The 16,042-nt window shown below is 39.7% G+C and carries 15 protein-coding genes; 1 reads left to right on the forward strand and 14 read right to left on the reverse strand.

All coding sequences use genetic code 11. The features are described from left to right. Window positions 1-4: 4 nt before the first annotated feature. From QX565_RS02605 to QX565_RS02670, 14 genes are all read right to left on the reverse strand, one after another. On the reverse strand, window positions 5-1,363 hold the full coding sequence (locus QX565_RS02605) for an MFS transporter (protein WP_221648715.1): 1,359 nt from the start codon (window positions 1,361-1,363) through the stop codon (window positions 5-7). Window positions 1,364-1,446: 83 nt separating this feature from the next. After that, complete coding sequence (gene secG, locus QX565_RS02610) at window positions 1,447-1,827, reverse strand: preprotein translocase subunit SecG (protein WP_007484465.1); 381 nt, start codon at window positions 1,825-1,827, stop codon at window positions 1,447-1,449. A 6-nt stretch (window positions 1,828-1,833) separates the two neighbouring features. After that, a complete protein-coding gene (locus QX565_RS02615) occupies window positions 1,834-2,613 on the reverse strand; it encodes a DUF8458 domain-containing protein (protein ID WP_221648716.1) in 780 nt (259 codons plus the stop codon). Window positions 2,614-2,618: 5 nt separating this feature from the next. Beyond that, window positions 2,619-3,146 (reverse strand): LptE family protein, encoded by a 528-nt coding sequence (locus QX565_RS02620; RefSeq protein ID WP_025867397.1) that lies wholly within the window; start codon window positions 3,144-3,146, stop codon window positions 2,619-2,621. After that, window positions 3,133-4,332, reverse strand: a complete 1,200-nt coding sequence (locus QX565_RS02625; protein WP_221648717.1) for a sigma-54 interaction domain-containing protein — start codon at window positions 4,330-4,332, stop codon at window positions 3,133-3,135. The genes QX565_RS02620 and QX565_RS02625 overlap by 14 nt, the downstream gene beginning before the upstream one ends. Window positions 4,333-4,365: 33 nt before the next feature. Continuing rightward, on the reverse strand, window positions 4,366-5,463 hold the full coding sequence (pdxA, locus tag QX565_RS02630) for a 4-hydroxythreonine-4-phosphate dehydrogenase PdxA (protein ID WP_221648718.1): 1,098 nt from the start codon (window positions 5,461-5,463) through the stop codon (window positions 4,366-4,368). 6 nt (window positions 5,464-5,469) lie between these two features. Next, entirely contained in the window at window positions 5,470-6,513 is a 1,044-nt protein-coding gene (locus tag QX565_RS02635) for a DUF4837 family protein (protein ID WP_002559644.1), read from the reverse strand. Window positions 6,514-6,587: 74 nt separating this feature from the next. Then, window positions 6,588-7,622, reverse strand: coding sequence for a dual-specificity RNA methyltransferase RlmN (gene rlmN / locus QX565_RS02640; protein ID WP_002559643.1), 1,035 nt, complete (start codon window positions 7,620-7,622; stop codon window positions 6,588-6,590). Between the two features lie 137 nt (window positions 7,623-7,759). Next, on the reverse strand, window positions 7,760-9,898 hold the full coding sequence (locus QX565_RS02645; RefSeq protein WP_289291121.1) for a peptidylprolyl isomerase: 2,139 nt from the start codon (window positions 9,896-9,898) through the stop codon (window positions 7,760-7,762). Between the two features lie 120 nt (window positions 9,899-10,018). Further along, complete coding sequence (locus tag QX565_RS02650; RefSeq protein WP_221648719.1) at window positions 10,019-11,275, reverse strand: hemolysin family protein; 1,257 nt, start codon at window positions 11,273-11,275, stop codon at window positions 10,019-10,021. A gap of 2 nt (window positions 11,276-11,277) precedes the next feature. Further along, complete coding sequence (gene lptC, locus QX565_RS02655; RefSeq protein WP_195450047.1) at window positions 11,278-11,856, reverse strand: LPS export ABC transporter periplasmic protein LptC; 579 nt, start codon at window positions 11,854-11,856, stop codon at window positions 11,278-11,280. Between the two features lie 45 nt (window positions 11,857-11,901). Next, a complete protein-coding gene (locus QX565_RS02660) occupies window positions 11,902-13,227 on the reverse strand; it encodes a tetratricopeptide repeat protein (protein ID WP_221648720.1) in 1,326 nt (441 codons plus the stop codon). A 42-nt stretch (window positions 13,228-13,269) separates the two neighbouring features. After that, a complete protein-coding gene (bamG, locus tag QX565_RS02665; RefSeq protein WP_221648721.1) occupies window positions 13,270-14,532 on the reverse strand; it encodes a BamG family beta-barrel-assembly machinery protein in 1,263 nt (420 codons plus the stop codon). Continuing rightward, window positions 14,519-15,253 carry a type III pantothenate kinase gene (locus QX565_RS02670; RefSeq protein WP_336594089.1) on the reverse strand — a complete coding sequence of 245 codons (735 nt, stop codon included), beginning with the start codon at window positions 15,251-15,253 and terminating at the stop codon, window positions 14,519-14,521. Before QX565_RS02670 ends, bamG begins: the two co-directional genes overlap by 14 nt. Window positions 15,254-15,415: 162 nt before the next feature. On the opposite strand from QX565_RS02670, the gene QX565_RS02675 reads away from it, so the two are divergent. Further along, window positions 15,416-16,042: Lnb N-terminal periplasmic domain-containing protein (locus tag QX565_RS02675; RefSeq protein ID WP_289291127.1), on the forward strand; the 627-nt coding region annotated here is incomplete at its 3' end.

Here is a 16,042-nt window from a genome sequence, read left to right on the forward strand (position 1 = left end):
ACATTTATTTCTTTATATTGGGTAATTCCAAACCATATCCCTTCTTTTTATCAACTACCTTTAACAAGAAAGCGACAAACAAAGACAAGGTGGCTAAACCTGTAAAAATACACATCGGGATTGTATAGTCATACTCGTTAGCATTTCCACTTGTTCCCACTACACAATAGGTATCAAGTACCCAACCAATAAGAGTAGGAATACCCCACAGACCTATATTCTGTATAAAGAAAATAAGAGCATATGCCGTTCCTAACTGATTTACAGGGAATATTTTTGCCACAGAAGGCCACATGGCCGAAGGTACCAGAGAAAAAGCAATGCCCAGAATAATCATCAAAACAATTGCTACAAGCCAATTATCAATGCTGGGAATTGCATAAATAAAGTGAACACAAATCAACATAGCTGCACCCAACATCATAATAGAAGCAGCTTTTCCACGTTTATCAACCAGACCACCAAAAACCGGAGTCAGTATCAATGCTCCCAAAGCAGGCAGGCCCACAATAGAACCAGCCACGCTTTCATCAATCCCATATTTACCAATCATCAGCTCGGATGCAAACTTCTGGAACGGAAAAACACAAGAATAGAACAGCACGCACAACAATGCAATCAACCAAAATCCCGGATTGGTAAGAATGTGCTTTACATCTTTAAAGGAGAACTTGTCCTCATCTCCATCCTCAGTAGAAGCCTCTACTTGCTTATCCAGCTTTTTGTCCATCATAGAGAAGGCAAAAAAGGCAACTAACCCTCCTATAAGTAATACAAAACCAATCAACAGAGGAGTATCAATACTAAAATTACGTGCCAAAGGTATAGCTACAGAATAAGCAGCCTGGGAACCGATACGTGCCAAGGCAACCTGTACCCCCATAGCAGTGGCCATCTCCTTTCCACGAAACCATTTAGCTATAATTTTAGAAACAGTAATACCGGCTACTTCAGCTCCCACTCCAAAAATAGAGTAACCGGCAGAAGCGACAAATACCCCGGTTTTATATCCAAATATAAGTGATTCATCTCCAGCCAGAGCTGTAATAGCATAGTATTCCAATCCCGTACCTACTACCATCAGGATAGCTGCCAACTTTCCGGTGAAACGAATACCAAAGCGATCCAGAATCAATCCTCCCCAAATCAGCATCAGCAAGAATACATTCAGGAAGCTGTATGCTCCCGTGAAAAAGCCAAACTCCGTACTGGTCCATGCCAAATCTGATTCCAACATGTTTTTCAATGGCGCCATTACATCATTCACATAATAGGCTGCCATCATAGTAAAGGCAACAATGGCTAATGCTCCCCAACGGGTAGCCACAGAGTCATTCAATTTCTTTTTTAATTGTTCCGTCATAGTTCTATTTTATTAACAAAAAAAGGCTACAAATCCCCTGGATTTATAGCCTCTTCTCTTTTTCTTTAACTTTCCATCTGTAATTATTCTGCCACAGGAGTTTCTGTTGCAGGTGCAGTCGGTGTTTCTGCAGCAGGTGCTTCAGTAGCAGGTGCAGCTGTACCCGAAGGCAGGTTATACGGATTTGTTTTTTCTTCTTGCTGAGCTTGTTCCAGAATTACATCCTGTCCTCTGGATGCATTAGTAGGGACAACATAAGCTGTAGCAATACTCATTATAACCATGAATGCTGCCAATCCCCAAGTAGCTTTTTCCAAAAAATCTGTAGTTTTGCGAACGCCCATTATTGCATTGGATGATGAGAAGCCGGATGCAAGACCACCACCTTTAGAATTTTGAATCAGTACAATAAAGCACATCAATATGGCTGCAATGACCATTAAGATAACGAATAATAAGTACATTTTTTGTTATTTTGATTTAGCGTTAATAATCAGTTTTTCTAAAAATCTTATTTGATCTGCAAAGTAAGCATTTTTTTTTGGATATTTCAAACTTAATTTTTTAATAATTTCAAGAGCTTTGGAATATCTTTGCTGTTTAACATAGATTTTAGCCAATGTTTCTGTGAAACAGCTATCATCCTCCTCTTCTTCTTCGGTACTCAATTCTTCGGAAGAAGATTGTTCCGGAGATTCTTCTCCTGATAAATTTCCATCTGGCAAAGGTTGTAACTTAAGAGCCGGTTCACTCTCACTTTTTTCAATAAACCCATCAATCAGTTCAAAGCCACGAAGTTTGGGTGCTTCGGTTTCATCATCGGTAGAAATACCATCATCCTGTAGTAAATAAGCCGTATAGTCCGTCGTATAATCCAGGCTGGTCTGAGAAGTTACTTCTTCCGGTACAGTAGACAAAAAAGCATCTATCAACGCTAAAGTGCGATCAAGATTCGGCTCTATTTCCGGCAATTCATCTACAGAGGTTGTTTTCTTTTTACGGGATTGCAATATATACTTATCTCCTTCTATGAGGTAGAAAAGTGAGCGTCGGTCGGCCACATAAAGAGTTGCTTTACGTAATTCGGCCCCGAATGTAATGTCGTGTAATAAATACAAATTCTTTAAATATAGTAACCACAGCGTTTGAAAATAAGGATAGCGTGTAAGCATCGTCCGAAGCTCATACAACGTATCCTTATTCAGCATCTCGGGGTGCTGAATCCATTGTTGAAGGTTAGCAGAAGTCATTCAAATTACCAATTTGCCACTGTCGCATTAAATATCTGATCAGTTATCTCTTTCGTTATTTCAGCAATCGTTGCATCCGGTATATTCGGTAATAATGAATTCGGATCGAGGTCGGAACGGAAAGCCGAAAATTGTTGTTCGAAGTCTTCTGCATGATTGGTATTATTCACAAAACGAACATTAACTGTAACAGTTACTTTTGCTTTTGAAGAAAACCCATCAGCCGAAACAGCTTCATTATACACATTTATACCTGTTATTTCTCCTTCAATCTGCAAATCAGCATTGGCATTTCTCACCAATTGCAAACGAGTCTGACGAGTAAAAATATCTTTTAAATCGTCATTAAACTTATTTGCCAAAGGCTGATAAACATAAGCAGATTTTATAGGAAAATCAGCAATTGAGATTGTCTTTACTTTATCATAATTAATAGACGCCCCATTAAACTTATAAGAGACTGTACACGCCAGAAGTATTACCGGCAAAGCCAGTAATAACATCCATTGTGGTATTTTTTTATTCCAATCCATATTCTTTTATTTTTCTGTAGAGGGTGCGTTCCGAAATATTCAAATCCTGAGCTGCACTTTTTCTCTTCCCATGATGTTTATCCAGGGCTTTACGTATCATTTCTTTCTCCACTTCATCCAAAGAAAGAGACTCTTCCACATACTCTTCCGTATCTTGTATATCATCATCTACCGGGCAGGGAGCCTTCACCGTATGAATGATTGTAGGCATTGTTGAAGGTGGCGTAGGTGCCACAATGGGCACACTTCCCTTCTCTGCCATCAAATTGTGAACCATCTTCTTCAATTCAGATACTTCCTGTCTCATATCAAACAAAACCGAATAAAGAATCTCACGTTCACTCTCAAACCCTTTATTATCTTTTATTCCGAACAAAGCCGGCAGACGTTGCGTGTTCTGAGCCGGGAGATATGTTTGCAAAATAGCTGCGTTAATCTCACGATTGGTTTCTATAATCGAAATCTGTTCTGTTATATTCTTTAGCTGGCGCACATTTCCCGGCCATGGATAAGCTAGTAACACCTGTTTGGCATCTTCTGTCAGCTGAATAGCAGGCATACGATACTTCTCGGCAAAATCACTGGCAAACTTACGGAATAGTAACAACACATCTTCACCACGTTCACGCAAAGGAGGTATCTGAATAGGAACCGTATTGAGACGATAGTACAGATCTTCGCGAAAACGTCCGTCCGCAATAGCCTGTGTCAGATTAACATTAGTAGCAGCAACGATACGTACATCCGTCTTCTGTACTTTTGATGAACCTACCTTGATAAACTCTCCGCTCTCAAGTACACGAAGCAAACGAGCCTGAGTTGGTAAAGGCAATTCCCCTACTTCATCCAGAAATATTGTTCCACCATCAGCTTCGCCAAAGTATCCCTTTCGTTCGCCAATTGCTCCCGTAAAAGCTCCTTTTTCATGTCCAAACAGTTCAGAATCAATTGTGCCCTCAGGAATAGCACCACAGTTTACTGCAATGTATTGCCCATGTTTGCGACGGCTATACTGATGAATAATCTGCGGAAAGCTCTCCTTTCCCACACCACTTTCTCCGGTTATCAACACGGACAAGTCAGTGGGTGCAACCTGGATGGCAACATCAATGGCGCGCGACAAAGCCTCTGTATTACCAATAATACCGAACCTAAGTTTTACTTGTTGAATTTCCGCTTTCGTCATAATCGCACTATAAATTCCTTCTTGTGTTTTTGTTTATACATCATCATCCACAGTGTCAAGCTTCAACTTATCACTGTCATCACGTTTCTCGTAATATTGTTTTCTCAACGGATTAACATGAGCTTCTTTATCACGCAGGCGATTGCGGAACACATCTATTGCCACATAGATTGCCTGACGGAAAGAGTCTTCACAAGCCAGTCCTTTTCCGGCAATATCATATGCTGTTCCATGAGCCGGCGAAGTACGTACTACCTGAAGTCCGGCCGTATAGTTTACCCCTTCATCCATAGCCAATGCCTTGAATGGTGCCAATCCCTGGTCATGATACATAGCCAGCACACCATCAAAATGAGTAAAGTTACCCGAGCCCATAAATCCGTCAGCCGGATAAGGACCGTAGCAAAGTATTCCTTTAGCAGCCATTTCCTGAATTGCCGGGATAATAATCTCTTGCTCTTCGGTACCAAGTAACCCCTCATCTCCTGCATGAGGATTCAGAGCCAGTACAGCAATACGTGGTGCACCAATACCAAAATCCTGCTTCAGGGAGCGATTAAAAATAGCAATTTTCTCCTGAATAAGTTCTTTAGTAATGGTTGAAGCAATATCACGTACGGGAATATGCCCTGTTACCAGTGCCACCCGAAAGTCGTCCTTCATCAGGATCATCAATGATTTACTTCCATCACCCAGTCTCTCCTCAATATATTCGGTATGTCCGGGAAATGAAAATCCTTCCGACTGAATGGTATGTTTATTGATCGGAGCCGTCACGATGACGTCAATCAATCCTTCTCTAAATTCTTCAATAGCCTTCTCTAAAGCACCGAGTGCAGCTTTTCCTGCTTCCGGATCCGGTTTAGAGAATTCCACTTTCACTTCGTCGTCCGTACAGTTTACTACACTCAAACGATTGAAAGCTGCCTCAGAAGCAGAATTAACAATACTAAAGTTAGTAGGTAAATCCAATGATTTACGATGATAAGCTGCCACTTTAGGGGAACCGTAAATAATCGGAGTACACAACTCCAGCATAACAGGATCGGCAAAAGTTTTCAATATCACTTCATAGCCTACGCCATTGATATCTCCTTGCGTAATACCAACCCTTATTTTACTATCTTCCATGTGTCGTTATTTATTAGTTTGTTCTTCTCTGGCCACACCCATCGGAATCTCTCCCTGGGTCTTTTCTGTAGGAAGCTTCAATGTATACAATGATGCTTCGAGCATACGTACCAGATTACGTTTTAATTTATTAGGTGAATATACAAATACTTCTGCTGTTACAATGCGCTGATTGGCTTTGTCCAAACGGGTATGAGACACAAACGGACCACCCATAAAGTCGCCCTTCATACGCCAAAGTCCACGGGCTTCCATGGTGTAATCTCCATGCACATCGATAGGACGGACATCCACTGTTATAGAATCCGTAGACATATACATGCCTTCTTTAGCTCCCGGAATATTAGCTTTCATCACAGAGTCACGCTTATGAATAAAATATTCTTTAGTAAAAGTATCCTTATCAGTATAAGGATAAGAATAGATCACAAAGTTCTGATCTCCGGTAGCCGTATTAGTAGATGCCCAGAAAAAATCTTCCCCTTCTTTAGAAGAAGATAATTCAGACGGAAGCCAAATATCACAATCAAATTTACTGCCTACTTTGGTAGAGATGTAATCATTGTGTTTATTATGAAGCTGGGAAATTTGACGATTCATCTCAGCACGTGTGAAGAAGTCGATAATCTGTTGTTTGTTTTCCTCTACAAACTTTTCAAACTCCTGCTCATTGGGAGCCTGAATAGTCAAAATAAGCTGAGGAGCAGCATATACATCCTTTGCATACTTAAATGCCGGTTTGGTATATATATCACGCACATCCACTATAATAATGTTGCGTATTAATTTTAATGTAGAATCATAGTCTCTCGGAGAGGTATACATAATCCTGAATGAACGTTCAGACTGCGGTAATCCCGGAACATCCGTATCAAGCACATCAAACAAAGCTCTTCCCGCAGGACGCTCCCACAAGGCATGATCAACTACTACAAGAATCTCATATGCACGACCACTGGAGGTCGGAGTAAACACACCCTTCTTGCCGTTACAAGAAGAAAAAGTCAATGCTACAAGAGCCATACTGATAAAAAACAGATACTTCTTCATATTGATCATTTTTAATGTTTTTACAAAACTACGATAAGTTCGTATATTTTCATCGGATAAGTTAATAATTTATATTAATTCTTGTTATTCCCCTCCCGCTTTGCAGTAGACAACATACCACAAGCCGCAAAAATGTCTTCACCGCGCGAAGCACGAATCGTAGAAAAAACACCATGTGAAGTCAGATAATCACGGAATGTTACCATTGTCTCCATATCCGTTCCTTCCAGATCTACTCCCGGAATAGCATGAAAACGAATCAGGTTTATTCTACAATCTACCCCACGGAGCAATTTCACAAGTTCTTTGGCGTATATCATCGAATCGTTGACGCCTTTAAAAACAATATATTCAAATGAAAGTCTGCGTTGTTTGCTAAAATCATAGTTCTTTAACAAATCTACAATTTCAGTAATAGAAAAAGCACGCTCTGCAGGCATTAAGTCTAAACGCTGCGAGGGAATCGGAGAATGTAAACTAATAGCCAGATGACAATCACTCTCCTCTATGAAACGCTGCAAACCTTTACGCAAACCGATAGAAGAAAGTGTTATTCGCTTAGGACTCCAACCATAACCATAAGATGCAGTTAAAACTTCCAATACCTTTAACACTTCATCCAGATTATCCAAAGGCTCGCCCATTCCCATCAACACAACATTAGTCAGCTTATCCCGCTCGGGCAATGAACTGATCTGATTTAGTATCTGATTAGCAGTCAGGTTTGTAGTAAAACCTTGCTTACCAGTCATACAAAACTTACAATTCATCTTACAACCTACCTGAGAAGAAACACAAAGTGTTGCACGATCGTCATCAGGAATGTAGACTGCCTCTACAAAGTTCTTCTCACCTACCTGAAAAAGATACTTAATAGTCCCATCTACCGAATGCATTGCCTCAACAGGAGGCACCCCTCCTACTTCGTATTCTGCCCCAAGTGCTTCACGGTGTTTCAATGACAGATTTGTCATCTCATCAATAGAGTTTACCTTTTTATCATAAAGCCACGATGCAATCTGCTTAGCAGCAAACTTCGGCATTCCCAGGCCTCTCACCACCGACTGCAACTCATCAAGAGTCATTCCTAAAAGAGGATATTTGGACATATTCTGTACAATTCAATGTTTATTTATGCAAATGTAAGGAATTAAAGTTGATTTCAGAGCAGACTACCACCAAAAGTTAACGTAAAAAGGCTGCTCCCTATGCGGAAACAGCCTTTTCATATATAAGTCAGTTCTTCTTAGAAGAACAGATAACGTGTATCTTTCACCTCAGCCTTCAGATAGAGATCGTTCATCAAACGTCCCGCCAGGCGTGCATGCATATTTTCCAATGTAGCTTCTTCAGCTTTTACATCAAATGTTTCATTCAACTTGTCCTTAGCATACATCTGCAATACAAATACTCCTGCATTACCTTTAATCGGAGCACTCAACTTATTCAACTCAGCAACCGAAGCATAAGCACCTACTAAAGGTTCACTACTACGCAAAGCCGGTATATAAGCAGGAGCCGCAAAAGTTACATGTTTTACAGAGTCGCTCACAGCGTTAGCCATTGACTTATACTGATCAAAAGAAGTCGCATTGACAGCCTTCATATCATTCATGATCTTTTCGGCTTTCTTATCCTTTATTATTTCAGCTCTCAACTGATCCTGTACCTGTTTCAAAGAACGGTAACCTTCAGGAGTTATGCCAGCCAGTGCAACCACCAACATTCTGTCGCTCTCACCACATTCATACAAACCAGAAACTTCACCTGGCTTAGCTGCGAAAGCCCACTTCAAAGCTTCTTTTGTACCCTTAACTCCACCAATTCCATGCTCAGAGCTATACAGATCATTTCTTTCGAGTAATCTATAACCAGCTTCTTCAGCATTAGCCACCACTTTATCCAAAGAAGGATTAGCTGCGATAAACTGGCTGAAATCATTATAAGCTCTACTATAAGTTTCCTTGCTAAAGTCCACTGTACGTTTAATAACAGCCACTTTATATTTATCCTTAACGGCTTTCTTATTAGTAACCTGAAGAATAACATTAGCCTGTCCCAAAGGAAGATTGGTCATTTCGTTTACACCCAGATTATTAATAGTTGAGATAAATTTCAGATTATCACCATCAATCTGCGCATTTTCATAATTGGCAGATGAAACCCAGTTTGCTTCTCCGGTCTGACCATATTTCTTTGCTAAATCAACAAAGTTTGCACCACCTTTTATTGCATTATAGATACTATCAGCCAATGTTTTAGTCTTTGCAGCATCTTCAGCTACAACTTGAATCTGACGAAACTCTACAGAGTCGGCAGCTGCAGTTTTAGCAATAACTTTGAAAGAGTTGATTGTGTTATCACTACCATTATAGTAAGGACCATACACTTTATTCAGAACTGCAGAATCCATACGGGCTACTACATCTCTCGGGAAAGCAGTTTTGTTATAATACAAATCAACATAAGGTTTTTCTGAACCTGTCGAACGAATAAAAGTAGTATATTCACTTTCAGTATTTGCTAACTGCTGAGTATATTCGCCCACTTCTTTTTCGATAGCAGCTCTGTCTTCAGGACTTGCAGTTACCTGTACATCGATGTATTTAATGTCACGGGTTTCTACATACTGCTTGAACTGTTCTTTCTTCTTATTATACAGATCTTTCAACTCAGACTCTTTCACTGTTATTGTAGAATCAACAATAGAAGAATAAGGAACGGCAGCAAGCAACAAATCCATCTGATTTACTCTTGCATCAAAAGCATCCTGTGCTTCTACCGGATTAGAGAACAGTGATTTTGAGATCAATGCCTGATATTTCTCAGCAAGACGATTCTGTATCAGACTTTTTTCTACAAATGACCAGAACTTATACATTGAGTTATAATATTCAGCGTATTGTGCCGGCATTTGAGACTGATTCATTTTAGAATAATCTACCAGGAATTTTTTCAGCATATCTTTATCAAAAGCACCAGTCTGCGGATTACGAAACGGAGTCTGCTGTAAAAGCGGATGAACACCTGCGTCAATAATTGCCTGGATTTCAGCTTTTGAAACTGTAAGACCTAATTTTTTTGCTTCTTTTTCAAGAAGTTTATTATTTACGTATGTACGCCATACTTCATCTTTCACCTGATTGGTTTGCTCATCATTCAACGAACTCGTCCCACTGGAGAACTTAATTACGTCAGTATATTCTTCTACCAATGCCTGATAGTCCTGAGCGGAAAGTGCGTCCCCGTTCACCTCTCCTACGTCATGTGATTGGTGTGGCTGAAGAACTTTCCATGCGTCACCCGCAATGAAAGCAAACAACGCCAAGCCAATAACGATCACCAATAAAGGTCCTTTCGATCTAATGTTTTGTAATGTTGCCATTTTAATTAATACAGTTTATTTGTTTATTATTATTTTCGTCTCAGTTGTTTTAGCGCACGAAGATACAAAAAATGCTAATATACATCTATTTATTAGCAAAAAAAATGGAGGTCTACACCATTATTCCATCACTTTCAGCCGCACAAGCTCAATTTTAGTCGGTGTTACCTTAATAATTTTAAACTGATAACGCCCTACGGAAATTATTTCATGCAGTTTCGGGAAGCTTTGATACTGGCTCAGAATCAATCCACCAATAGTCAGATAGTCATCCGCTTCCGGTAAATCAAGATCAAAAGTTTCATTTACTTTTTCAATTTCCAAACGGCCGGAGAGTACATATTCCCCCTCTCCTATCTGCTTACAGATATACGATGTATTATCATGCTCATCTTCTATGTCACCAAAAATTTCCTCTACCAGATCTTCCAGAGAAACAATTCCGGCAGTACCTCCAAACTCATCCACTACCACAGCTATCGTTTTCTTTTGCTGCATAAAAAGTTTCATTAATTTGTGAGCAGCCATCGTCTCAGGCACAATAGGTACCTCCTTTACATTGTCCCGCCAATCCTTAGGGTTACGAAACATTTCTGAAGAATGGATATACCCGACTACGTTATCAATATTTCCGTCGTAAACAATAATTTTTGAAATTCCGGATTCTACAAAGCGATTTTTCAAATCTTCAAGTGAAGTAGATAAATCAACAGCCACTACCTCTGTACGTGGCACAATACAATCCCGGATTTTTATAGTTGAGAAATCAAGCGCATTCTGAAATATCTTCACCTCGGTATCCAGTTCATCACTATTATCAGCGTTATCAATACCGGATTGTACAAAGTAGTCCAAGTCAACTTTACCAAATGCTTTTGCTGATGCCTCCTTATTTATCTTCATTCCGAAAAGACGCAGAAACATATAAGAAAGTCCGGAAGAAAGTTTCGATATGGGATAAAGGATAATATAACAGATAAACAAAGGAACGGCACATACATTCAGTACCAGATTAGGGTTGATTTTAAACAATGTCTTAGGCAGGAATTCACCTGTCACCAAAATAATTAATGTTGAAATGATGGTTTGTACCAATACCATCAGAAAGTGGTTAGTGATAAACCCGGACAACAAATTATCTCCAATAATCTGTGCCATCAGAATACCATAAATAACCAATGCTACGTTGTTACCAACCAACATCGTAGAAATAAAATCATTTGGATTTTTGAAGAATACAGACAGAATTTTTGATGACAGCCCCCCTTTTCGCTCAAGCTCAAAACGTAGCTTGTCAACAGAGACGAACGCGATCTCCATGCCCGAAAAGAAGGCTGAGAAAGCCATAGTTATTAAAAGGTAAACAATAATACTCATACTTATCTTACAGAATCCGTTGATGCTTTTTGTTCTTCTTCATCTACGTAAAAAATACCTCCCATATTTCTTATCTGATAGATGGTCATTTGCTGATTAGAATCAAAACCATACCCGGTAATAATCCGATCGGGCTGTTCTATACGTATAAACCGATCCGAATAAACCTTCTCAGTGGCCTGATTCCAATACAACAGTTCTGTATTAAACCGTTCTCCCTTTCGGTTTTTAATATCGACATTTCCCATCAGCTTCCAAAGTTTTTGCTTATCATAGAAATAAGCAGTATCAGCTTTTATACTGGCATCTACATTAAATAAAGAATCAAACTGTTCAAGATAGACACCTTTTTCAAATGCCCAGTAAGAAGGTCTTTTACGATCGTACATCAACCATTCCTCGGCCTCCATACGATAGCGTGTCACACCCGAATCCGAAATATAGGTTACAACCCCTAAAGTTGCCATCGAAGGCAAAGAATCCCGTTCCGTTATAGCCTCACCAAGCTCTTTCTTCTTCCCTCCGCAGGAAGAAAATAAAAGAAGCATAACAATTGTCCCCAGGACAATTGTTATGCTCATGTTTTTACTAAATAAAAAGTTACTTTTTTCTTGTAACATATTATATTATCTGATCGTTGTAGTCTCTCCGATCCATCCGCCAATTGTGATACGGTCGCCAGCTTTATAACCTAACATGAACAGGTCTTTAGCTTCCGGAGTATAAGCAGAGTATGAAGAAATCAACTTATTAGCTTCTTCAGCCACACTTGGATCTACTGCTTTCGCTCTTTGCAATTTATCAATGGCAGCAAAGAAAGTACATTTATTCAATGCCGGTTCATCATTCCATTTATAGTTACCAGCATATAACTGAGCAATCAGGATATAAGGAGCACCATAGTTTTCATTGAAACTGATAGCTTTCTGGGCATAACTTCTTGCCTGCGAAATCTTCTTAGCTGATGCCAATACACTGGCAGCCTTATATGCCGACTCTGCTTTCTTTACATTATCAGTTTCATAAGATATAGCTTCATCGAAGAATTTAACGGAACCGTCAATATCTCCTTTTTTGAATGCCATAGCAGCACAACCGATAGCAGCATCAGCACTTGGTTCCAGTTTGTAAGCATATAAAGATGCCTGAAGATATGCATCACTATCTTTACAGCCCATCATAGCCATCACTTTAATTACCTCTTTCAAAGCTTCCAGATTTCCCTGATTAGCTTCTACTTTAGGAGCATATATCTCTTGCAATGACTCACAAGTAGCAGCTCCACTATTTATGAACTGTGCATCCAGACCTTCTCTAACAGATCTCAAAGCAGCCTTAATGTTCTCTTTCTCAGTTTTAGCAATTGCTTCATCCGTATACTGAGTGTCAAGTAAGTAATCCTTAATAAACTGTTCTTTATGAGAAGGATCTGCTTTCAACTTTTGCAAAGACATATCCAGGAAGAAATGCATCACATTAGGAGAAGCATCAGCTTTAGCTCCTTCAAGAGACTGTTTAAACCATTCATAAGCCTGATTTACATCCGGAGATGGCGCAAACTGAATGTAGGCCAATGCCTTATCACCCAATGCATCTTCTACCGAAGGAACTCCCTTCATTCTTGTCTGGAAATCGGGAATATACTTCATACGCACATCATGCGTATGCATCAAATCATCAAAATACTTCTTATATTCAGGACTATTCCTATCAGTCATTTTGGACATCAAACCCTCCAAAATTGTAAAACCGTCCTTAAAAGTATAATAGCGAAGTGTAGGACAGGTTTCCAACACTATTTTCCACGGCGCATAGGCATCTTTAAAGTTACCTGCTTTTACAGCTTCATGTGATACACTACTGTTGGGGATACAGATGCTATCGTTCTGTGCCGCAACAGAGGTTGCACCCGCCGAAAGGAACAACACAGCCACAAGCGTTTTAATCTTCATTGTATCTAAATTTTAGTTGTTATATAATTAGTCTATTCAATATTAATCAACCTTACGTTTGAAGAACCAACGTTCATTAAACGTGATTCCAATGCTGAATCTCAAAATATTTTCATTCAACATACCAGTCTGCAAACCCTCTACACGCACATACTGCGCTGTTAGACTAACGATAGAACGTGAGCGTGGAATAGGTAAACCCAAACCAGCTGTAACACCATACTCACGTGAAGCCCTTTCACCAGCTTCTGTCTTGTAATAAGGAGTAGTATAATAACCTCCTAAACGATATTTCACATGTCCAAAATAAGTTTTTCCAAGTTTCGAAGGCAAATATTCAGCGCCTACCGAAATTTTTGTACGATCACAAAATGCATTAGGTTGATTCATATAAGTCACATCCCCCCACTTTTGCAAGCTGTAATCAATTCCCACCGTCAGGCGGTCATCATATTTATAAGTAATACCAGCTCCAAAACTATTCGGTAATCCGAATGTTGCAATCGTATCTTTAGTAGTTATTACACTCGTATTGGTTTGCACATAAGTATCATTATTCAAATTATGTTTCGGAGAAAACACAGCTCCCAATGTTACTAAATGTTTCTTACCAATAGGTTGTGTATATTGTATACCAAAATCCAGTTTATAATCACGAACCGACATTCCGGTCGACTCTACATACGAATTGGAAACTGTTTGCCCGTCTACATCCGTATAAGAAGGATATACCATAGCCAAGGTACGTGTTATGTCTCCCCAAAAATAAGAAACATTAGCACCAATACTTAAGTTATTAAGTACCTTCACACCCAAACCGGCATATAATTGATGCAAACCTCCATCACCTAACAGCTGCTTTGTGTAACTCGGACTGGCAGATGTCTCCGAATATCCCTGTGACACATTATAACCGACATTTGAGAATGGCAGTAATCCGATACTCATTGCCAGTCTTCTATGCAACCGAAACTGCATCGCAATATAATCAAAGCTCGAATTTTTTACATTCAACTTCAAAGCGCCATCACTGATATTAGCATTTTGCATACTCACTCCTCCTTCAAATAAGAATGTCAGTGAGTCAATAGCAGTATATGAAGCAGGATTCAACGGATTAATTTGTGAACCATCGCGCAATCCAAAGGCAATCCCTCCCATTGCTTTACTATTTCCGAAATTCTGATTGACTAAATCGCCATAGCCATATCGTGTATAAGGAGAGTTTGTATTATTTTGAGCGACTGCCACTCCTGCAAAAGTCGTGAGCAAAAGCGCACAAAGTGTCTGTTTAAATCCTACCATTATTATAGTTTAAAATTCTATTTAATCCTTTCAACACTAAAAATCTATCTGCAAAGATGACACTTTTTGCGCTGCTATCAAAAGAAAAATCATCTCCGCCCGTTAAAAAAACCAAAAGTTCAGGATATTTATGTTTCATAGACTCAATATAACCTGAAATTTCGTATTCCATACCTTTCAACACTCCGGCACGTATAGCGGTTTCAGTGTCTCGTCCCATCGGGAGTTTACGCCCATTAGTATCTACCATAGGCAAACGTCCGGTAAACTGATGAAGCGCCTTGAAGCGCATCTGCATGCCGGGAGAAATATTACCACCATGATACTGCCCCTTCGAGTCAATAAATTCGTAAGTAATGCAAGTTCCTGCATCGATGACTAATATATCGTTGTGGGGAAACTGCTCATTAGCACCTATCACAGCAGCCATACGGTCGTATCCCAATGTTTCGGGAGTTTCGTACAAGTTGACCACCGGCAAAGGTGTTTTATGATTAAGCCACAGCAAAGGAAACGGCAAAGCTGACAAACCAGCAAGTATCCGTTCATTCAAATCAATAACAGTGGCCACAATCCCCTGCTCCATCGGGTATTTGGAGCAAAGAGTTCGCAAACAATCCAATGATTGATTGGATTCAGTCAACACTTCCACCATCTCCCCATTATTATTGAAGAGAGCGACTTTCGCCATTGTATTCCCTATGTCGATAATTAAGTTCAATGCATTCATCTTTAAGCGGGCGCAAAGGTAAAGTAAAAAAAGGGAAATTGAAGCATAGAGAAGAAATTATCTTATTTTTTCATTTCAGATAAAACAGACGTTCTGTTTCCCGAATCCAACAAATCTTCGTATATTCGCTGCCAAAATAAAACGAATCTACTGATGAAACGACCTTTTTTATATATAGTTCTTTCTTTTTGCTTGTTGCTCCTGCCCTTTGGACAAACAACTGCCAACTGCAATGACTCCATCCGCCTCAGCCTGCTGACCTGTGCCCCCGGAGAAGAGATATATTCCCTATTCGGACACACAGCTATCCGCTACGAAAATCCTTCACAAGGCATCGATATTGTGTTCAATTACGGATTATTCAGTTTCAACACCCCCAATTTCATTCTCCGTTTTTCACTTGGAGAGACGGACTACCAGTTGGGGGCGACTGATTATTCCTACTTTGCAGGAGAATACGCCTTTTTCGGACGCAGTGTATGGCAGCAGACTTTAAATTTGACTAATAAAGAGAAAGTCGAATTAATCCGCTTACTGCAAGAGAACTACCACCCCAAGAATCGGGTGTACCGTTATAATTTCTTTTACGATAATTGTGCAACCCGCCCCCGTGACAAGATAGAGGAAAGCATCACAGAGAAAGTGATTTATCCGGCAGAGCCACAAGACGGTTCTCATTCTTTCCGTGATATTGTACATCAATATTGCAAAGGACATCCGTGGGCACGTTTCGGCATTGACTTATGTATCGGAAGCGAAGCAGACCAACCTATCACGCAA

It is taken from the genome of Bacteroides sp. 41_26 (assembly GCF_949740115.1).
In the GTDB taxonomy this organism is placed as follows: Bacteria; Bacteroidota; Bacteroidia; order Bacteroidales; family Bacteroidaceae; genus Bacteroides; species Bacteroides nordii.

Excerpts from the sequence above, each read along its gene's own strand:
- QX565_RS02605 (WP_221648715.1), bottom strand. The coding sequence starts at position 1,363 with ATGACGGAACAATTAAAAAAGAAATTGAATGACTCTGTGGCTACCCGT.
- secG (WP_007484465.1), bottom strand. The coding sequence starts at position 1,827 with ATGTACTTATTATTCGTTATCTTAATGGTCATTGCAGCCATATTGATG.
- QX565_RS02615 (WP_221648716.1), bottom strand. The coding sequence starts at position 2,613 with ATGACTTCTGCTAACCTTCAACAATGGATTCAGCACCCCGAGATGCTG.
- QX565_RS02620 (WP_025867397.1), bottom strand. The coding sequence starts at position 3,146 with ATGGATTGGAATAAAAAAATACCACAATGGATGTTATTACTGGCTTTG.
- QX565_RS02625 (WP_221648717.1), bottom strand. The coding sequence starts at position 4,332 with ATGACGAAAGCGGAAATTCAACAAGTAAAACTTAGGTTCGGTATTATT.
- pdxA (WP_221648718.1), bottom strand. The coding sequence starts at position 5,463 with ATGGAAGATAGTAAAATAAGGGTTGGTATTACGCAAGGAGATATCAAT.
- QX565_RS02635 (WP_002559644.1), bottom strand. The coding sequence starts at position 6,513 with ATGAAGAAGTATCTGTTTTTTATCAGTATGGCTCTTGTAGCATTGACT.
- rlmN (WP_002559643.1), bottom strand. The coding sequence starts at position 7,622 with ATGTCCAAATATCCTCTTTTAGGAATGACTCTTGATGAGTTGCAGTCG.
- QX565_RS02645 (WP_289291121.1), bottom strand. The coding sequence starts at position 9,898 with ATGGCAACATTACAAAACATTAGATCGAAAGGACCTTTATTGGTGATC.
- QX565_RS02650 (WP_221648719.1), bottom strand. The coding sequence starts at position 11,275 with ATGAGTATTATTGTTTACCTTTTAATAACTATGGCTTTCTCAGCCTTC.
- lptC (WP_195450047.1), bottom strand. The coding sequence starts at position 11,856 with ATGAGCATAACAATTGTCCTGGGGACAATTGTTATGCTTCTTTTATTT.
- QX565_RS02660 (WP_221648720.1), bottom strand. The coding sequence starts at position 13,227 with ATGAAGATTAAAACGCTTGTGGCTGTGTTGTTCCTTTCGGCGGGTGCA.
- bamG (WP_221648721.1), bottom strand. The coding sequence starts at position 14,532 with ATGGTAGGATTTAAACAGACACTTTGTGCGCTTTTGCTCACGACTTTT.